General features: G+C 69.8%; 15 protein-coding genes and 5 pseudogenes. 12 read left to right on the top strand and 8 right to left on the bottom strand.

Translation table 11 applies throughout. The features are described 5' to 3' along the window. Positions 1-730: 730 nt before the first annotated feature. A pseudogene (locus ACZ4WH_RS22715) lies at positions 731-941 on the bottom strand (telomere-associated protein Tap); the annotation flags it as partial. A 341-nt stretch (positions 942-1,282) separates the two neighbouring features. Between ACZ4WH_RS22715 and ACZ4WH_RS22710 the strand changes: the two are divergent. From ACZ4WH_RS22710 to ACZ4WH_RS22700, 3 genes and pseudogenes are all read left to right on the top strand, one after another. Beyond that, entirely contained in the window at positions 1,283-2,518 is a 1,236-nt protein-coding gene (locus tag ACZ4WH_RS22710; protein ID WP_468183138.1) for an epoxide hydrolase family protein, read from the top strand. Positions 2,519-3,037: 519 nt separating this feature from the next. Next, positions 3,038-3,231: pseudogene (locus ACZ4WH_RS22705) on the top strand (transposase); the annotation flags it as partial. 146 nt (positions 3,232-3,377) lie between these two features. Further along, positions 3,378-4,796: an FG-GAP-like repeat-containing protein gene (locus ACZ4WH_RS22700; protein ID WP_468183136.1), complete on the top strand. Its 1,419-nt coding sequence runs from the start codon at positions 3,378-3,380 to the stop codon at positions 4,794-4,796. A gap of 983 nt (positions 4,797-5,779) precedes the next feature. Here the strand turns inward: ACZ4WH_RS22700 and ACZ4WH_RS22695 are convergent. Further along, complete coding sequence (locus ACZ4WH_RS22695) at positions 5,780-6,358, bottom strand: TetR/AcrR family transcriptional regulator (RefSeq protein WP_468183134.1); 579 nt, start codon at positions 6,356-6,358, stop codon at positions 5,780-5,782. Positions 6,359-6,448: 90 nt separating this feature from the next. Between ACZ4WH_RS22695 and ACZ4WH_RS22690 the strand changes: the two genes are divergently transcribed. The 4 genes and pseudogenes from ACZ4WH_RS22690 to ACZ4WH_RS22675 all read left to right on the top strand — a co-directional run bounded on the left by ACZ4WH_RS22690 (position 6,449) and on the right by ACZ4WH_RS22675 (position 8,847). Continuing rightward, positions 6,449-6,895 carry an anthrone oxygenase family protein gene (locus ACZ4WH_RS22690; RefSeq protein WP_468183132.1) on the top strand — a complete coding sequence of 149 codons (447 nt, stop codon included), beginning with the start codon at positions 6,449-6,451 and terminating at the stop codon, positions 6,893-6,895. A gap of 331 nt (positions 6,896-7,226) precedes the next feature. After that, positions 7,227-7,652: a DUF4267 domain-containing protein gene (locus ACZ4WH_RS22685; RefSeq protein ID WP_468183130.1), complete on the top strand. Its 426-nt coding sequence runs from the start codon at positions 7,227-7,229 to the stop codon at positions 7,650-7,652. Positions 7,653-7,724: 72 nt separating this feature from the next. Next, positions 7,725-8,164 (top strand): annotated as a pseudogene (locus ACZ4WH_RS22680) (transposase); the annotation flags it as partial. A 110-nt stretch (positions 8,165-8,274) separates the two neighbouring features. Beyond that, positions 8,275-8,847, top strand: a complete 573-nt coding sequence (locus ACZ4WH_RS22675; protein ID WP_468183128.1) for an AMIN-like domain-containing (lipo)protein — start codon at positions 8,275-8,277, stop codon at positions 8,845-8,847. 288 nt (positions 8,848-9,135) lie between these two features. On the opposite strand, the gene ACZ4WH_RS22670 is transcribed toward ACZ4WH_RS22675, so the two are convergent. Next, positions 9,136-9,312, bottom strand: coding sequence for a hypothetical protein (locus tag ACZ4WH_RS22670; protein WP_468183126.1), 177 nt, complete (start codon positions 9,310-9,312; stop codon positions 9,136-9,138). A gap of 286 nt (positions 9,313-9,598) precedes the next feature. On the opposite strand from ACZ4WH_RS22670, the gene ACZ4WH_RS22665 reads away from it, so the two are divergent. The 4 genes and pseudogenes from ACZ4WH_RS22665 (at position 9,599) to ACZ4WH_RS22650 (ending at position 12,805) form a co-directional block, all read left to right on the top strand. Further along, entirely contained in the window at positions 9,599-10,153 is a 555-nt protein-coding gene (locus tag ACZ4WH_RS22665; RefSeq protein WP_468183124.1) for a GNAT family N-acetyltransferase, read from the top strand. A 277-nt stretch (positions 10,154-10,430) separates the two neighbouring features. Continuing rightward, positions 10,431-10,783: pseudogene (locus tag ACZ4WH_RS22660) on the top strand (MMPL family transporter); the annotation flags it as partial. Between the two features lie 7 nt (positions 10,784-10,790). Then, positions 10,791-12,116, top strand: coding sequence for a sensor histidine kinase (locus tag ACZ4WH_RS22655; protein WP_468183122.1), 1,326 nt, complete (start codon positions 10,791-10,793; stop codon positions 12,114-12,116). Further along, complete coding sequence (locus ACZ4WH_RS22650) at positions 12,113-12,805, top strand: response regulator transcription factor (RefSeq protein WP_468183120.1); 693 nt, start codon at positions 12,113-12,115, stop codon at positions 12,803-12,805. Before ACZ4WH_RS22655 ends, ACZ4WH_RS22650 begins: the two co-directional genes overlap by 4 nt. A gap of 471 nt (positions 12,806-13,276) precedes the next feature. On the opposite strand, the gene ACZ4WH_RS22645 is transcribed toward ACZ4WH_RS22650, so the two are convergent. From ACZ4WH_RS22645 to ACZ4WH_RS22625, 5 genes and pseudogenes are all read right to left on the bottom strand, one after another. Beyond that, complete coding sequence (locus ACZ4WH_RS22645) at positions 13,277-14,500, bottom strand: FAD-dependent monooxygenase (RefSeq protein ID WP_468183118.1); 1,224 nt, start codon at positions 14,498-14,500, stop codon at positions 13,277-13,279. Continuing rightward, positions 14,497-15,894, bottom strand: coding sequence for an MFS transporter (locus ACZ4WH_RS22640; protein ID WP_468183200.1), 1,398 nt, complete (start codon positions 15,892-15,894; stop codon positions 14,497-14,499). The genes ACZ4WH_RS22645 and ACZ4WH_RS22640 overlap by 4 nt, the downstream gene beginning before the upstream one ends. 17 nt (positions 15,895-15,911) lie before the next feature. Beyond that, a pseudogene (locus ACZ4WH_RS22635) lies at positions 15,912-16,094 on the bottom strand (hypothetical protein); the annotation flags it as partial. Positions 16,095-17,039: 945 nt separating this feature from the next. Beyond that, entirely contained in the window at positions 17,040-17,495 is a 456-nt protein-coding gene (locus tag ACZ4WH_RS22630; RefSeq protein ID WP_468183116.1) for a diguanylate cyclase domain-containing protein, read from the bottom strand. A 208-nt stretch (positions 17,496-17,703) separates the two neighbouring features. Beyond that, on the bottom strand, positions 17,704-18,450 hold the full coding sequence (locus ACZ4WH_RS22625) for a helix-turn-helix transcriptional regulator (protein WP_468183114.1): 747 nt from the start codon (positions 18,448-18,450) through the stop codon (positions 17,704-17,706). A gap of 121 nt (positions 18,451-18,571) precedes the next feature. Here ACZ4WH_RS22625 and ACZ4WH_RS22620 point away from each other — a divergent pair, with 121 nt between their 5' ends. Further along, positions 18,572-19,120 carry a DUF2231 domain-containing protein gene (locus ACZ4WH_RS22620; RefSeq protein WP_468183112.1) on the top strand — a complete coding sequence of 183 codons (549 nt, stop codon included), beginning with the start codon at positions 18,572-18,574 and terminating at the stop codon, positions 19,118-19,120. The last annotated feature ends 35 nt before the right edge of the window (positions 19,121-19,155 follow it).

Genomic DNA, 19,155 nt, shown 5'->3' with positions numbered 1-19,155 from the left:
GGCCGATGTCGTCGGCAGCGCGGCTGGGAGCCGACGGGCGCCCGGGGGCGCCCGCTGGGAGTGCCACCAGACTCAGTCGCCGGCGTACGCGTCCCATTCGTGGGCCCCGTACGCGCCGTAGTGGCGGGTGAAGGACAGCTTGCCGAGCAGCTTGGCGATCATGATGAGCTCCTCTCGCCTGTCTGAGCCCTTCCAGCCGAGGGTTCCGATGAAACCCGCCAGCCCCTAATGCCATCTGCACTATTTTCTCACACATACCATATATGTCATATCTGGGGCATTAGCCGCATGATCGGGCTCTCCGGCCGCGGGCTGACCGGGACGCTCCGCCTGGCGCGCGCCCAACCGCCGGCCGCCGTTCCATGGCGGCCGCCATCGGGATCGACGCCTACTGCAATCGGCCTTGAATGGCGCGAGAAACCGTCACGCCGAACCACGGCGATGGCCGTCTCCTCCCGCGCATGGCATGCAACATCGCGGGCAGGAGGCCATTCGGGAAGCACACTCTCGCCAAATCACCCGCACCGCCCGTATTGGCCCGGGATGCCGCGGTCCCCAGGTCGTCCGGCGCCCGGGGTGCCGGTCAGGTCTGCCAGGAGCCGATGCAGATGATGTCCATGACGTACGGGCGTCCGGCCGGGTGGTTGATCCAGTAGACGGCGATGAGCTGTCCGACCGAAGCGGATCGGACGTCCTCGCCTTCGGAATCACGGGCGTTGAAGTGCGGAAACGACCACAGTGTCGACTGAACACCCTCCAGCTTCGCCAGGCCCGGCGTCGGCCCGAGACGGAGCGCACCCGGCTGGGGGCTTGCCGGACGCCGCGTACGGCAGGAAAGTCCAGCGGCGCATCTCCCAGCGAGGGATGGACCACGCAGTCGAACAGCATGGCAAACAGGAACAGCCCGTAATCCGGGACATGTTCAGCAGCTTGCCGTGCACGGTGGAGTGGTCGAGGCCGACGCTGTCCAGCACTTCGGACGGCTCTGGCCGTGCGGTCGAAGAGCTGCATCAGCAGCAGCGATGCAACACCGCCCCGAGGCGGATGGGAAACGTTCTATCGTCAGAGCCGTTGAGTGTCCGCGCCGGCGCCAAGGTGGTCGAGCCGCGGCGAACGGAGCGCATCGGTCGCCTGGCCGCCTTGGCCGGCCGGCTCGACTCGCACCATCGGCGGGCACTCGCCGCATCGCTGCCCACGCTCCTTGAAATGACCAGGCTCGGACACCCCACCACCCCACAAGGCGGACGACACCGCTCCCCCTTATCCGGTAAGGAATCACGGCATGACCATCCCGCACGCCTTCCCCCTGGAGCCCACCTCGATCCATGTGCCCGACGAGGTTCTCGACGACCTGCGCGCCCGTCTCACGCTGACCCGTCCGCCGTTGGACGAGGGGAATGGGGACTGGTCGTACGGCGTCCCGGACAGCTATCTCCGTGAGCTGGTCGCCTACTGGCGGGACGGCTACGACTGGCGCAAGGCCGAGGCCGCCATCAACGTCTACGAGCACTACCAGGTGAGCGTCGCCGGTGTCCCGGTGCACTTCATGCGTAAGCCCGGCCGCGGCCCCCGACCGATCCCGTTGATCCTCACCCACGGCTGGCCGTGGACGTTCTGGCACTGGTCGAAGGTGATCGACCCGCTCGCCGACCCGGCCGCTTTCGGCGGTGCCCCCGCCGACGCGTTCGACGTCATCGTGCCGTCCCTGCCCGGCTTCGGTTTCCCCGGCCCGCTCACCGGCTTTCCGGACGTCAACTTCTGGAAGGTCGCCGACCTCTGGCACACCCTGATGACCGAGACCCTGGGATACGAGAAGTACGCCGCCGGGGGCTGCGACATCGGCGGGATCGTCTCCAGCCAGCTCGGCCACAAGTACGCCGACGAGCTGTACGGCATCCACATCGGCTCCGGGCTGCCGCTCGACTTCTTCACCGGCCCCCGCGCCTGGGACTTCGCCCGGAACCGGCCCCTCACCGACGACCAGCCCGCCGACGTCCGGGCCCGCATCATCGAGCTGGACCACCACTTCGCGTCCCACCTCGCGGTGCACATGCTCGACGGCGCCACCCTGGCCCACGGGCTGAGCGACTCACCCGCCGGACTGCTCGCCTGGCTGCTGGAACGCTGGAACGCCTGGAGCGACAACGGCGGCGACCTCGAATCCGTCTTCACCAAGGACGACCTGCTCACCCACGCCACGATCTACTGGGCGAACAACTCCATCGCCACGTCGATGCGTTACTACGCCAACGCCAACCGCTATCCCTGGGCCCCCGCCCACGACCGCACCCCGGTCGTGCAGGCCCCGGTCGGCCTCACCCTCATGACGTACGAGAACCCGCCCGGCATCCACACCGCGGACGAGCGTGTCCGGGCGTTCAAGACCGGACCGCAGGCCGATTGGTTCCACCACGCCAATGTCAACGCCCACGACCACGGCGGCCACTTCATCCCCTGGGAGAATCCCGAGGCCTGGGTGAGCGACCTGCGCCGCACCTTTCATGGCCGCAGGCCCTGAGCGACCCTGCGGGCTCGTCCGGCAACGGGCCAGGCGAACCTTGCCTGACGGGAGCGTGCGCGTCTGCCGACCGGCTCGCACCGCCCGCCACGCCGTCTGCCTGAGCCGGCCCTCCCTACGGGATTCCCCTCATCGCCGCCCTCCCGGGAGCCCTGGCAGGTCTTGCCGGTCTCGACGACGACGGCGGTGCGGAGGTCACCCGGCGCGTGACCGCGCCGGGGTCGGCGAGTTGTAGCGGGTGCGGCGGCCCTCGGGACGGTCACCTTGACGTGCTAGGACGACACGGTCGGCTACGGAGCCTGCGAGGTCGGCAAGCCCGCGTTCGTCGTCGTGACGAGCTCGCCGCACTGCTGCCGTTCGCGTCGAGGTGATGAGCGAACAGAGCGGTAGACCGACGATCTTGCCGTGGCTACCCGCCCGATCGCAGGTGATGTCCGAGGGCCTGATGGGCCGGGTCGCGGCAGCGATTCCGACCGGGTCGAACCCCGGTATCGGGCATGGCAGTTGGTGCTCGGACCGGTGGACAAGACCGACGACCTGAAGAAGGGCACGCACACGGTGGGCCAGCAGCGCCAGTACACCGGAACCGCCGGCCGGATCGAGAACTCGCAGGTCGCCGCCTACCTCCCCTACGCTTCCCGGACCGAGCGCTCCACCTGCCCAAGTCCTGGGCCCCCGGCCCGGAACGCTGCCTCCACGCCGCCGTCCCCGACCCCGGTACAACCATCGGTGGCGGTGGGGCGTCTGTTCTTCGTTACGCATCGTGTGATCGAGCGGGAGCCCGCTGGATCACGGGGGTGCGGGCCACCATTCCGGTTCGCGGACGCTGTCGGTGTCTGCGGTGAAACAGGAGGTTTTCGTGCGTCACTCAGTCCGTCTTGCCGTGGCAGCGGCCCTGGCGGCTTGTCTCACCGGCAGTTTGGTGGCCGTCTCGGCCGGCCAGGCTGTCGCCGCCGGGTCCAAGCTGGCCGATGACTTCAACGGCGACGGATACAGCGATCTGGCCATCGGCATGCCGAGCAAGACGATCAGCGGGAAGCAGAACGCCGGTGCCGTTCTCCTCACCTTCGGCTCCGCCCACGGCCTGACCGGCAAGCACGTCTACATCACGCAGAACTCCGCCAACGTCCCCGGCACGCCCGGGTACCAGGACTACTTCGGCAGCAGCCTCGCCAGCGGCGACATGAACAGCGACGGGTACGCCGACCTGCTGGTCGGCAGCGAAGGAGACGCGTCGGGGAACGGCTCGGTGACCGTGCTGTGGGGCGGCACCGCACCGTTCAGCAGTGCCCTCGCGCTGCCCTCGGGACCGACGTACCCCGGGCGCCTGTTCGGCTCCGACATCGCCGTGGGCGACTTCACCGGCGACTCCCGCCCGGACATCGCCGTCAGCGGGCAGACGTCCCTGCGGCTGTACTCCGGCACGTTCACCCGCAGCAAAGCCCCCGCCGGCTACGACGTCTACGGCCCCGATTCCACCAGCGGCGGCCACCTCGCGGCCGGTGACTTCACCGGCGACGGCAAGGACGAACTGGCCGTCGTCCAGCAGAAGACCACCCTCGTCTACGGCCAGGACCCCGGCACCACCGACGCCGACTCCTTCACCGCCCAGGCCCGGCTCGCCGGCGGAGACCGCGTGGAGGCCGGAGACCTCAACGGCGACGGCCGCGACGACCTCGCCATCGCCCTGTCCAACCCCCGCCTCAACCCCAACGGACTGGCCGATCCCAGCAACGGCTCCGGCTACGTCACCGTCCGCTACGGCGATGCCCACATCAACGGCGGTCTCGCCCCCTCGGGCCGCGTCTACCACCAGAACACCGCCGGCATCCCCGGCGCCAACGAGAAGGAGGACGAGTTCGGTGCGGCGATGTCCATCGCCGACATCAACGGCGACCACCGCGCGGACCTCGCCATCGGCATCCCCTACGAGGCCCTCGGGCGAGCCTCCAGGGGAGGCGACGTACTCGTGCTGCGCGGAAGCGCCGGCGGGCTCACCACCACCGGCGCGGCACGCTACTCACAGGACACCACCGGCATCCCCGGCAGCGCCGAGTTCAACGACGTCTTCGGCTCCCAGGTCCGCCTCGCCGACTACAACCGCGATGGTAAGGCAGACCTCGCCGTCTCCGCCCCCGGCGAAAACGAGGACACCGGTGCCGTCTGGCAACTGCGCGGCACCAGCGGCGGCCTGAGCACCAGCGGCGTCAGCGTCTACGGTCCCAAGGAATACGGCGTCTCCTCCGGCTCCGGCATCGGCGAAACCCTCCTCGGCTGAAGCTGGATCACGAGGAGGCCGACTGAGCCCTCGGCCAGTCCGATCCGGTGGAACCGGCTCGGTGCGTAAGGGGGCAGGACCGTGGGCGGGCGGCACGCGTGGCCGCCAGGGGCCCGGCATCGCCGGCCGGGCTCCGCAGCGCCACGTGCGACCTGATGCCGGCCGTGGGCGGAGCCAGCGACCTGCCGCGCTCCCTGGCGGAGACGTTCGGTGAGTAGTCCTTCACCGAACCGCCCGAACGTCTGTCTCAACGCGCCTGGGCCTGGCACTGCGTCATGCTGTCGCTGTGGCAGGGCCTGCACGTGCTGGACGCGGGCGAGGTAGGCGTTGATGTGGCCGCAGCGGTAGGTGACCAGCGCCAGCAGTTCGGGCGGCACACCGTCGCCGGCCGGGCGCGGGGGCGGGGCGGAGCGGCCGGCGACGGTGCCGGGTGGCGCGGGCGGCAAGGCATACCGGACGGTCTTCAGGAAACCGATCCTCCGGAAGGCACGGCCGCTGTCCTCGCTCTCGGCGCAGCCGGGCGTTCCTGGCCGCCCAGTACAGCGACGGTGTCAACCGGGCGCGGCCGGCAGAACGCCGCCACCTGCCTGGATCACGGTTACGCGTGACGTCCGGCTCCAGGTAGGCACCACCGTGCCGGCCGCGACCGAGCGCGAGGTGCCCGCCGCGCTGGGTGCGCTGGCGGCCGCAGCCGCTGGCCGGCTCGCGCGCGGCTGGCCCGGGCTGCGCCTGGATGTGCGCCGCGCGTCCGGCAGGGCGTCGGTGACCGGCGGCCGGAGGGACCGAAGCGGACCGGGCACCTGGGGCGCGTATCGGGTCGTGATCAATGAGCATCGCAGCCTCCGGGGCGGGTGCCCCGTCTGGGCTGCGGGGCCCGGCGATCTGCGGCTGCGCCGTGTGGACGCGAATGACCGGAAGCGTTGCCGCGGGCAGGCAGCGGCGGGACCCGAGGGCCCCGGCTGCGTGCCCGCCGGGACGGTGTGTCAGACCATGGCGAGCCGGTCCACCAGCAGCTCCACCCTCGGCTCGGCGTCCTCGGGCAGCAGGCGGCCCGCGCGGGTCAGGGTCGCAAGGCCGTGCAGGGCCGCCCAGAACACCTCGGTGAACAGCCCCGGGTGGACGCCGTCGCCGGTGACCTCGCCGAGAGTCTCCAGCAGGGCGGCGAAGGCGTCCTTCAGAGGCTCGGGGGTGTCCTCCTGCGCGTACGCCAGGCCGCCGTCGAGCTGGAACAAGGCGTCGTAGACGGCCGGGTTGCGTGCGGCGAAGTCGAGGTAGGCGCGGGCCAGGGCGGCGACCCTGGCGCGCGGGCCGTCCGCGGCGGAGGTCGCGGATCGCACCGCCGTGGCCAGTTCGGCGGCCCCCTGAAGGGCGACGGCGCCGATGATCTCGCGCTTGCCGCGGAAGTGGCTGTAGAGGACGGGCTGACTGTATTCGATGCGCTCGGCGAGCCGGCGGGTGGTGACTGCGTCCCAGCCCTGCTGCTCGGCGAGTTCGCGGGCTGTCGCGACGATGAGGCGCTCGCGCTCCGCCCGTTCGCGCTGCTTGCGTTCCTGTACCGACATGAATCGATCCTAGCATCGCTAGACAACCGAGCGGCAGCAGCACTAGCGTTGCCTCATCAGCTAGCAACGCTAGTTCACGGAGGGATCGTCATGCTCAACGCACTCGAGGTCGTCACCACCGTCGTCGTCGGCGTGATGGTGGGGGTGGAGTTCTCCGTCGCCTTCATCATGAACCGGATCCTGGACGCGCTCCCCGAGGACAGCGGCCAGCTCGGCCACGCCCACGGCGGCCGGATGCTCGGCGCCCTGATGCCGTTCTGGTATATCGGCTCGCTCGTCCTCAGCGCGCTCTGGGCCGTCGCCGGATGGCACCACCACGGCGCCGGACTCGTCGTCACCGCCGCCGGACTGCTGATCGTCAGCGTGGTCATGTCGATGCTGCTGCTCGTCCCGATCAACAACCGAAACAAGACCTGGACCCCCGAGAACCGGCCCGCGGACTGGAAGGAGCAGCTGAACCGCTGGGAGCGCTGGCACTACATCCGCGTCGCCGTCATCATCGCCGCCTTCGCCCTGCTCGTCTCCGCCCTGGTCTGATACCACCGCTGCCCCGACATGCGCTGGTTCGCCCCTGCATATCGACGGCTTTCGCCCCGTCGGGATGAGCCCGAGAGGGCTTCGGATTTCTGACCGCGCGGGCCGACGCCGCGCCGGTGGCACACAACCCCCACTCCTCGGGGCGGCTGACCACCGAAATCCCGACCTTCGGAGATGCGGCTGCCGCTCGTATCCCACAACTGCGATCCCGGCAAGCTACGCCCCTCGATCAGCCGCGTCCACGCGGCCTGATCAGGCCCCGTACGACTCAGCACGCTCCACGAAGCTCACCAGCTCACCAAGCCGGCGAAGATTCGCGAGGAGAAGAACAATGCCGCTGAAGAAGATCAACACCGTACTGGCCGCCGCCTTCATCCTCTTCATCCCCTGGTTCGGGGTGGAGTTCATCCTGAGCCCGGAGACGACGGCGCCGGGCTTCCGCCTGCCGAGCTGGCCGTCCGGCGGCGGCGACGGCTTCCTGATCATCAAGGGAATCCGCGACGTCGTGTGGGCCCTGGTCCTGGGCATCCTGCTGGTGTCGGGCCACCGCCGGGCGCTGGGCTGGGTGCTGCTGGTGGAGGCCCTCGCCGCGTACGGCGACATGGCCACCGTGCTGGCCCACCACGGCTCCCTGGCCACCGCGCTCGGCGTCCACTGCCTGACCGCGACACTGATGGTGGTCAACGGCCTGCTGATAATGCGCGAGACCCGCAAGGTCGCGATCGCTCCGGCAACACCCGCCCCGCACCCCGCCTAGGGCGCGGATCGGGTCGTGATCAAACCGGGGGTCTCGCCCCGTTCCAGGCCCTGGCCCGGCAGACCGTCGTGCGTGACGGGCGCAGAACTGATGGACGAGGAGTGGGAGTTCATCGGGCCGCACGTGCCGATCGGCGAGTACGGCCCGACCCCAAGACCCTGCGGCAGCAGTTCGAGGGCGTGATCTGGCGGTTCCGGACCGGCGGACAGTGGCGGGAGATGCCGAGCGAGTTCGGTGCCTGGCCAACCGTCTCCAACCGCTTCCGCCAGTGGCGTGGCGCCTGCGTGTCCGATGCCCTGCTGGAGGACCTGATCGCGGAGGCGGCGAAGCGGGGCGAGGTGGACCTGTCCCTGGTCAGCATCGACTCCACCACCGCACGCGCCCACCACGACGCCGCCGGGATGCGCCTGGGCCACAAGGTCACAGCCCCGGAGAAGGCCGCCGCCGAAGAGGAGAAGGCCCGGCCCAAGGGGGGCAGCCCCGAAGAACCGGGCTTGTTCGAGGGAAACTCGCGGACGGCACGATTCCCTATTTGCCCCCATCTGGCGTACAACCTTCCGGTGCGGCGGGCCGTCTCACCGGCATCAGAGTCACGCGAACAAGCTCGACCAAGGGGGACAGGATGCGACGTGTCAAAGCGGCAGTGGCGGTGCTCGTGCTCGCGGGCGCCACGCTGTGGACGGCGGCGGGCACCGCGGGCGCGGCCCCGGCGGAGGGACCGCGCGCGGCGGCGGTCTGCCCGACGGGCTGGGGCAGCGGAGCCAAGGGTGGTGCCGCAACGGGGGCCGAGCACCTGGAGGACATCAGGACCGGACAGCACGAGTGCTACGACCGCATCGTGTTCGACGTGCCCGGGGGCGACCAGATCGGCTACCACGTCCAGTACGTGGACCGGTTCTACGCGGACCCCACGGGCGAGTACATACCCGTTGCCGGCGGGGCGATCCTCGACATCCGCGTCGGCGCGTGGAGCTACGACCTGGAGGCCGGCGTGCCGACCTACCCGGGCGAGGTGGGCGAGGCCCTGCCCGGCGTGAACATCAGCGGGTACAGCACCTTCCGGGACACCCGGTTCGGTGGCACGTTCGAGGGGCAGACGCAGGTCGGTCTCGGTGTACGCGCCCGACTGCCGTTCCGTGTGATCCAGTTGGACGACCGGGTCGTGGTCGACGTGGCCCACAGCTGGACGAGTTAGCCCACGCCCGGCCCGGCATGGACGCACAGTCCTTGTGTCCCCTACCGCCCGGATCAACCAGCTAGGTCCAGCAAGCCCACGCGAAGGTGTACGCGCATCGTATGGTGTCGAGGCCGCTGCCTGAAGGCAGCGGCCTCCACCTGAAGCGCTCAGTCGCCGACTCAGACGCCCAGTCAGGTCGATGCCGCCCGGTCACTCCCGAACCGGTCGTACGCCCATGTCGACCAGCTTGCCGCACCGAGAAACCCGACATACGTCGGCACGGCTGTCAGCACCACATCACGTGAGTCACGGCGCAGGGCGCGCAGCTAGTTGCTCGACGTCGTAGAAGCCTTCGTATGGTTGCCCGGCCGTGAAGCAGATGGCATCCGGGTAACGGCCGGCGATGTCGTTGAGCAGCGTCATGGAGGTCAGCGCCGGGTCCATGACGGAGGAGTGGAGTTCGGCCACGTCCAGTCCTGCCATGAATGACGGTGCGTCGAGCAGGCCCCAGGGTGCCGAGCCGCGCGCCGATGCATCGTCGGTCGCCGGCCGCCCTCCGGCACTGGCGCTGCGGCGTTCCGCCCCCCCCGACTGATCTCTTGGATCTCACGGACCAGGGGGCTCATGGTGTCCACATATCTGGTTTCTTCCAACATAACGCCCCTCTTCGGAAGGTCAGTCAACTCGTCTTCGCGAGGTTCTGCGGGGACGGCTGATGTCACCGCGTCCTCATCGCCACCCCTGGCAGTGGGATGAGAAGATCGAATCCATGGGTCAATCACTCGCAGTTCCGCACCTGGCCGCCGGTCACTCCTTCGCACTTCGTCCGTGGCAGATCGATGATCTCGACCTGGTCCGCGAGGCCTCCGACGACGCGTACATCCCGCTGATCACGACCGTGCCGTCTTCGTACAGCGACGCGGAGGGCATGGCGTTCGTCCATCGGCAGTGGGATCGCGCCGTGAGCGGCAGCGGTTACCCCTTTGTCATCGTCCGCAGCGAAGACGGCAAGCGGATGGGCACCATCGGTCTTTGGCTGCGTGACCGCGGCCAGGGCCGCGCGTCACTGGGCTACTGGATCGTGCGGTCGGCACGTGGCCAGGGAGCTGCCTCCGCCGCTTTGCGGGCGGTCGCGACGTGGGCTCTTCGTGATTTGCTCATTCCTCGTCTGGAATTGCACATCGAGCCGTGGAACACGGCTTCCCTGCGGACCGCGGAGCACGTCGGGTTCAATCGTGAAGGGCTGCTGCGGAGTTGGCAGCAGGTGGGGACCGAACGCCGGGACATGTACATGTACTCATTGCTGAGTGCTGATCTCGACTGATGGCCCCCGCCTGCTTCGACGGGTGCCCGCAGGCGACGCCGCACGAATCGCCTCCGGCCTCTCCTGGCCTCGGGATTCGCGACCGAGCCTGGCGGATTACCGAGACATCGCGAGGCAAGCGTCGGCAACATGCACGGGCCAGAACCTGAACGATCAGCAGTCAGGGATATGTCCACTCCGATGCGGCACACGTTTGCGCTCGACCGGCGTCGGGGAAGGACAGCCGGAGTGTCCGACCACGTGGCGCGGTGGGGGTCCTAACGGCGGATCATCGGGCGGCGCGTCGCCCGGCGAAGCAGTCGTCAACGGTTTCCGGCACAGCGGACGTGTGGTGGCCGCGGCGGCGATCATCATGATCAGCGTGTTCGCCGGATTCATCGGGGTGAGCAGCCCGACCATCCGGACGATGGGCGTCGGCCTGACCGCCGCCGTCGCGCTAGACGCCTCCGGATGGCGAGCGCACCCGCAGTCCTGGCGCTCTTCGGCCACCGGTCCTGGTGGCTGCCTCGTATCCTGAATCGTGTGCTGCCGAATGTCGATATCGAGGGTGAGGCACTGAGCAGGCGTGTCCCGGCCTCCGCGACCGGGCCCGACGCAGCGGTGCGGCGGCTCACCGTCGGCCGGGACTGAGTCGGCCATGACGCACACAGGAGTCCGTGGCCCGCGACCACGCGGCGCGTGGTGGCGGGAGGTGGCGATCACTGCGACGGCGTTCGCATTCTGTCTGCTCGGCGGGGTGATGCAGGTCGACGACACGCTGTCGGCGCCGCCTGTCGCCGCCTACATCATCGCCGTGGTGTCCTGTGCCGTGTTGCCCACGCGGCACCGGGCGCCCCTGGCCGCCCTGGCGGCCACGACCGCGGTCGGAGTGCTGGTGCCGCCCCTGGGCCTCCTCCTCACCCCGCTCATCGTGGCCCCCGCCGTGATCACCGCCTACTCCTACGCGCTCGCCGCGCGCACCGAACGGCACGCGGCGAGCGCGGTGCTGCTCACTTCCGCGGCGCTGGTCGCCTCAATCCCTTTGTTCGGGGACTTCTCGTGGAAGGACGCGAGCAGGATGGGAGTGGTGGCGGTGTTCCCGCTGGTGGCCGGCGTACTCGGTCACTCGGTGCGCAACCGACGGGCCTACCTGGCAGCCGTGGAGGAGCGGGCCCGGCGGGCCGAGGAGAGCCGGGACAGCGAGGCGCGCCGGAGAGTGTCCGAGGAACGAGTGCGCATCGCCCGGGAACTGCACGACCTGGTGGCCCATCAGATCACCCTGGCCAACGCACAGGCCACGGTCGCCGCCCACCTCTTCGACGCCCGCCCGGAGCAGACCCGCAAGAGCCTCGAGGAGCTGGTCGAAACCACCGCCGACGCGCTCGACGAACTACGGGCCACGGTCGGTCTGCTGCGTCAGTCCGGAGACGCCGCTACGCCCGCCGAACCGGCGCCCGGGCTGGCCCGGCTTCCCGCGCTCCTCGAGTCCTTCCGCCGCGCGGGTCTGGAGGTGTCGGTACACCAGGAGGGCACGGCGAGGCCGCTGCCGCCGGGAGTGGACCTCACCGCCTACCGCATCGTCCAGGAGGCCTTGACCAACGTGACCAAACACGCCGGCACCGGTAACGCTCAGGTGCGCCTCGCCTGGAACCGCGATCGCGTGACCATCACCGTCACCGACGACGGGAAGGGCTCTCGTACGGCGCCGACCGCCTCCCCGGGACCGGGTGCGTCGACAGTGCCGGACCGTCCGTCCGGTTACGGTCTGATCGGGATGCGTGAACGTGCCACCGCGGTCGGGGGACACCTCTCCGCGGGCAGGCGCCCGGAGGGCGGTTTCCTCGTCTCCACGCAGCTGCCCCTGCCACCCGCCAAGGACACGACGCGGAGGCCTGACGGAGCAACCGCCGTCGAGGGACGAATACCAGACGCGCTGACAGGCGACGAACGGACAGGCCACGGAAAGGCCGGGGACGCGCCGTGACGCTCAGGGTGCTGCTCGCGGACGATCAGGCCCTGCTGCGCGGTGCCTTCCGCATGCTTCTCGACAGCGCCGACGACATCACCGTGGTCGGCGAGGCCGCCGACGGCAGGGAGGCGGTGAGACTCACCAGGGAGCTGCGTCCGGACGTGGTGGTCATGGACATCCGCATGCCCGAGGTGGACGGGCTCACCGCCACGTCGGAGATCTGCGCGGACCCCGAACTGCGGGCCACCCGCATCCTGATCCTCACCACGTACGAGACCGACGAGTACGTCGCTCAGGCGCTGCGCGCGGGGGCCGGCGGCTTCATCGGCAAAGGCATCGGGGCCGCGGACCTGGCGGACGCCGTGCGTACGATCGCCGACGGCGACACCCTTCTGTCCCCCGCCGCCACCCGCTCCCTGGTCGCCCGTTTCCTGGCCACACCGGAGGCAGTCCCGCCGCAGCACACCGAACAGCTCGCCGCGCTCACCCCGCGCGAACGCGAGATGGTGGCTCTTGTCGCGACCGGCCTGTCCAACCAGGAGATCGCCGAGCAAATGTTCCTCAGCCCCTTCACCGTCCGCGCCCACGTACAGCGCGCCATGACGAAACTGGGGGCCCGCGACCGGGCGCAACTCGTCGTCATCGCCTACCGGACGGGCCTGGCCCACGCCGCCCCCGACGGCGGCACGGACCGCCTGTCGTAGTCGTACTCCGGTACTTCGCGCGGCGCCGACGCCCTGGTCGCCGAGGCGCTCGGTACCTCCCGCCGCTGCGGCGCGACCGGCCCACCGCGAGGCCACCCGGCAGCGCTTGGCTTGCCGGTCATGCGTGGTGACTCGGCGATCCATGCGGCCGAGGCGGTCGCGGCGTGCCGTCGCACCGAGCGTGTTTCCCGGTGGCGGCGATGAGGCACCCCGTGACCAAGGTGGCGATCGATGTCGGCGCATGGACAGCGATGGTGGGCTTCGGTGGTCTGACGGGCGATCGCCAAGCTGAGTCGGTGCCGCTCGGGTCGGCGCAGCGGTAGAAGCGGCGAAAGAGCGCTTGGCGTTGGTCGGCGGGATACCGAGGCCGTCGTTGATCTGCGCGACCGCGTGATCGTGTTCGGTGGTGACCGATACCTCGATCCTGGAGCTGGCCTGCGTTCGGCGTCGGCCAGCGGGCCATCGCTGAGGTCACGTCATCGGGGAGAATTCGGGCAGGGCAAGGGCTGAGTGGGCCGGTCGTGCTGTCGCGGAGGGCATGGTGACGAGGTCACGCAGCATGGTGTTGCGTTGCTCCAGGGCCCGCGCTGTGGTGGGGAAGAGCGTGGCCGCACCGTTGTCGACCAGTGCCTGATTCATGGTTACGAACTTGCGAACGCCGCGTTCGTATGCGGCGAAGGCCGCAGTGTGGTCCCGATTCGTGGCCAGGGCGCCGGCGAGCATGTAGGCACCGACCAGCGCAAGGCTTGAGCCTTGCCCGGTGAGGAACGAGGGTGCGTACGCGGCGTCACCGACGAGCGCGACGCGGCCGCTGGACCAGTGGGGCATGCGGATCTGACCGGCCGTGTCGAAGAACAGGTCGTCCGCGTCGCGCATGGCGTCGACCATGCCGGGGACCTCCCATCCCGCGCCTGCGAAGACCGTGGCGACCAGGTCCCGCTGTGCGTCGGGGTCCCGGAGGACATCGACCGGCGGTCCCGGTCGGTGGAAGGCCAGGAAGGCGTGCAGCTCGTCATTGTCCCCGACGGCGTAAAGAGCCGCGGCTCTCCCCGGGGTGTTCCACACCGTGACCTCGCGCGAGAGTCCGAAGGTGTTCGGCATGGTGAATACGGCGAAGCAGTACCCGAGGTAGCGGTGGAACTGTTCTTCCGGGCCGAACAGGGACTCCCGGGTATGTGAGTGCATACCGTCGGCGCCGACCACCAGGTCGAACGTGCGCCGTTGCCCACTGTGGAAAGTGACGTCGACCCCTTGTGCGGACTGGTGGAGGGTGTCGATGGAGTCGTCGAACCGGAATTCCACGTCGTCGCGGACCATCGCGTAGAGGATCGCGGCCAGGTCCCCCCGACGCACCTCGAGGTCCTGTCCCTCGACGCCGCCCGCGACGGCACGCGGGGTGAGCGAGGCGACTTCGCTGCCATCGGCGTTGAGGAAAGTGCAGCGACGCGTGTCGATGTGCGCGTCCCGCAGTTGCGGCAGTATTCCCATTCGCCGGACCACCTCTGTCGCGGTACCGCGGACGTCGATCGGGTAACCACCGTCGCGCAGTGCGCCCGCCTTCTCCACCACCGTGACCGCGCATCCGGACCGGTGCAGCCAGTACGCCAGTGCGGGTCCGGAGATACTGGCCCCGGAGATGAGAACTTTGCGCTTCGCGGTGGTACGTGCCTTCATCGACAGACCGGTAGGTGTCATGCCTGGACTCCTTTTCCCGTGACACGGACAACGAGCAGTGACAACGCGGCGACGAGGCCGGCAACGGCGAACCCTGTGACGAAGGCCGATTCAGCCGGCTGACCCGTCATCGGCTCGGCCCCGGCGTCGAGGATCGCGCCGGCGGCCTGGGCGCCCAGGGCGACACCGATCACGCGAGTGACCACGAGCAGGCTGGTGGCGATGCCGATGTCCTTGGTGTCGATGGCGGTGGCGGTCCCGGCAAGCAACGCCGTGGTACCGACGCCCGCGGCGAACGCGGTCAGCACCTTCGCGAGGATCAGCTGCCATTCCGCAGTGTGCAGCGACGCCAGGGCGATCATCGTGGCCGCCGTGACGACGGTGCCCACGATGACCACGGCACGCGGACCGAAACGGCGTGCGGCGATCCCGCCGACCGAATCGCTTACCGCCCCGGCGATGGCGCCGGGCAGAAGGAACAGCCCGATGTCGGTGGTGCCGGCTCCGAAGCCGTAGCCGTCGGCCGATACCGCGAACAGCTGAGGGAGGAGAAAGAGCACCATGCCCGAACTGGTGGTGATGACGAAGGTGAGCACACACGCGTTCCACATCGCGGGCTTTGCCAGCATGCGCAGATCGACCATCGGCGAGGCTGCCCGGCGCTCGACGACGACCCACCCGGTCGCGAGGGCGGCCACGACCACGGCGATGGCGCCGACCGCGAGTGGCGGCACGCCGCCGTCCCTCGTCACCGTCACGAGCCCGAGCATGAACGCGAGCAACGTGCCACTCAGCAGAACCGTGCCAGGCCAGTCGATCCCGTTGTCCGACTGGATCGGCGGATCAGGTGGCATCAGGCGAGTCACGACCAACGTCGTCACGATGATCGCGATCGTCGGCAGCGCGAACATCCACTGCCAGGACAGTCCTTCCGCGACCGGCCCGGCAAACAGCGTTCCCACCATGCTGCCGCCCGTGAACAGCGCGACGACCAGCCCGATCGCCGCCTGGGACTCTCCTGTCGCGAGGTGTTTGCGCACCAGGATGAACGAGAGGGGCAGCGCACCCACCATGACGCCCTGCAATACCTGGCCGAGCAACAACACCGGCAGGTTCGGCGCCAGGCCGGCCATCAGACCACCCACCGAGACCACGGCCATCAGCCGGACCAGCACCCGCTTTCCGCCGTAGCGGTCGCCTAGTTTGCCCGCGACGGGGGTGATGACCGCGCCGGTGATGAGTAATACGTTGCCGATCAAAGCCCCTTCGGCAGGACTGACCCCCAACTCACGTTGCAGCAGCGGGAGCGCGGGCTCCACCACTGACTGAAGGGTGCCGAGGGCGAGTGCCAGGATGCCGAGGGCACCGATCGACAGCCACCCGAGGCGGACCGGGGAGACGACGGCTTCGGATATGGGCGTCCTTTTCACCGGCGCTCATCCCGCGGGTCGTACGCCTTCTGCGACTCGGCGCCGCACATGGAGAGGTCCTCTTCGTCCCCGGCCGGCGCCATGGCGGCGGCAACGGCCAGCACCAGGGCACCCAGCCACAGACCGCCCACGAGCCGGCGCCTCCGGAAGGGCCACCGTCCGATCCGGTAAAGGAAAGTCGTCACCTGCTGATCACTCCAGACACCAATGGAGAAGAGAGATGCGCGAGATCTCGCGCGCCTCCCACACTTCCCTGCGGCGCCCCGACGGGCATCGTCCTCCGCAGCCGTCTTGGCCTGGTGCACCCGGACCAGACACTCACCGGTCCTGGTGCCTACGCACTACAGGCCGACCCCGGGCCGGGGCGGGGCTTGACCGCGAGTGTGGTGACCTGAGCAGCGGCCGGGCTGTCCCGCCGTCGGTGGACGAGCGGCGGACTGCCTGCGGACCGAGAGTCCGGCAATGACCGCGGACCAGGTGGCTGAGGCGCTTCTCTTCTGCGCGTCGTCCCTCAGTCCGGTCAACACCTCGGTGCCGGCCGCCCGCACAGCCGATGGCGATGCGGCGGGGGCCGGAGGGTAGGTCAGCGTAGTCGACGAGGTTGGCGAGCAGTTCGCGGGCGCCGGGGGTGTTCAGGACGTCTTCCTAGACGCGCGGGTTGAGGCCGTGGAGGTCGAGGATGTCGCTGGCGGCGGCCGGGTCGCGGAGCCGGTCGCGGACGTCCTCTCACCGGTCGGCGGCGGGCGGGACGGGGGAGCCGTCCGGCCTGGTGGGCAGATGCAGGTAGTTGAAGGAGATCAGGCGGATCGGGGGCAAGGGTCTTCCTGCTTGGTGGCGAGGGAACGGGATAACGCGTGGAGCGACGCGCCGGACCGGGGAGGGCGGGGCGCGGCGCTCCAGGGGTGGGGTTACTGGGTGGTGGTGTCGGTGACCACGAGGAACTGGTCGCTGCGCCGCGGATCATGTCGCCCACGGTCAGGGTGAGGGTCATGCGGCTCGCCCCCACACGACCGTGCCCGGCCGTCCGGCCCGGCGGCCGTCGATGGACGGGACCGTGGTGTGGGCGCGGCGGTGGCGAGGTGGGGGCGACCGGAGTGCTTGCCGTCATACAGCGCGGCGTCGGCGCGCCTCTACGGGTCGGTCAGGTCGCGGGTGCCGATACGGGTACCGATCACGTCCGGCGTTGTGGCGCCGACCGACGCGGCGACGTCGACGGTGCGCCCGTCGTCCAGGACGACGGGCATGTGCGGCATGCGGACCAGCTGCGCGAGGCGCTGCTCCAGGTGCGCGGCGGGCAGCTGGAGGGCGACGGCGAATTCATCACCTGCGAGTCGGCCGACGGATGCGCGCGGGCCCGCCCACGCGGTGAGCCGGGCGGTGGTCGCGGTCAGGACGGCGTCCCCGGCCGCGTGGCCCATCGTGTCGTCCACCGTCTTGAAGTGGTTCTGGTCCTTCGCGGGATCGCGGAGCCGCACCGCCTGGTCATGGTTCCCGGCCGGGTTCAGCGGCAACGTCGCCGTGCAGTTGGCGGCCGCGGCGTCGGCCTGACCAGCGGCCAGGGCCGGGCCACGCGGTCTTCCAGGCATCGGTGAGCGAGCCGTTGCGGGCGTCCGGAATGTGAGTCGTTCCCGGCGTCCGGTCGGCCCTGGGGCCGCCGTGAAAGATGTCGGAAACCGAGTGACCGGTGATGTGAGCCCCGCGCGGCGTCGCGGAGCGGCACCCTCCGCAGGGCAGCGCCGTGCTGGACGGTGGTCCGCGCGGGCAGGCGGCCGGCGTCGTCTTAGCGGTCCATGGTCATCTGGTTACCTGATCATCACGATCGGTGTCGCTCGTGCCCAGCCGTACGCAGCACTCCCCGGGCTCGGGAGCCAGGACCGCGTTCACGCCGTTGACCTCGAGGCCGTCGACGTAGCCGGAGAGGAAGGCCTGGTTCATTCCGCACACCAGTTCCGGGGCCCTGGCGGCCAGCGGGTGGAAGGGGCAGTTGCGCAGCCGGAGCCGGGTAGGGGTCTCCCGCACGGGTTCGTAGCCGTACTCATCGAGCAGGCGCTCGCAGGCGGTCAGCCCGCGCTCGGGGCCCAGGCGGCCGGGGCGGGTCTCCTCGCGGGCGGCCTCGCCCAGCTGCCGGCCGCGCTGTTCCGCGGTCCGCATGGCCGCCTGTGCGGCGCTTTCGTCGGCGCCCTCGGTCAGGACGGCGTCCAGGAGCAGGTCCGCGAGGAGTTCATGGCGCCGGTCGGGGATGCTCACGGTGATCTGAGCGTCGGTGGGCTCGTACACCTTGGGCCGCCTGCCGACCTTGCGGATCCCGCCGGGCGTCTCGTAGCGGGCGCGGAGCAGGCCGGCGTCGACGAGCTTGTCGAGGTGGAAGGCGGCGAGCTTGCGGGAGATGCCGACACTGGCGGCGGCCTCGTCCCGGGTGACGGCATGGCCGGCGCGGCGGATGAAGGTGAACATGCGCCGCCGCGACTCCTCGCTCAGGACGCTGATGGAGTCGATGGCGCTGTCAGCCGCGTCGGCCTGCACTGTCGGTTCATAAGCCACCGGACCACCGTAACTCCCATTCCTGTGGGCACAAGTGTTCTTCCGACCTTTCGGGCTGCTCGTCTTGACGCCCTCCCGCAATAAGACCAAGACTTGTTGGTGAAACTAGTGGGAGGTTGCGATGGCCAGTGAGTCACAGATGCAGGCGAAGCGACCGGTCAGCGCCTCGCTCGCCGGCCCGTACGCGCACCCGTTCCACCCGATCCTCGTGACAGTGCCGATCGGCGCCTGGGTGACCAGCCTGGTGTTCGACATCGCTTCCCATGTCGTGCACCGTCCCGGATTTCTGACCCACTCCTCCGAGTGGCTGATCGCGGTGGGGGTGATCGGTGCGCTGCTGGCCGCCATGGTCGGGTTCCTCGACCTGTTCGCGATTCCGGCCGGCACCCCCGCCTTCCGGACCGCCCTGGTCCACATGACGCTGAACCTGCTGGTGACCGCCGCCTACGTCGTCAACTTCCTGTGGCGGCACAGCGGCCAGACCAGTGGCGGGAGCGTCGGGATCGGACAGTTGGTGCTGTCCGCGATCAGCGTGGCGGTGCTGGGCGTCTCGGGGTTCCTGGGCGGCAAGCTCGCCTACCGCTACGGCGTCCGCGTCGCCGACGAGAGCACCCAGGCGGAGGGATACACACCCGACGCCGGCCGAAGGAGTGCCGGATCCGCTGTGTGACCGGCCCTGAGCGCCTCCCCTACGACGGCACCGGG

Source organism: Streptomyces sp. NPDC029138 (assembly GCF_055564375.1).
Note: the sequence above shows the minus strand (reverse complement) of the source record. Positions and strands in the feature narration are given on the sequence as shown.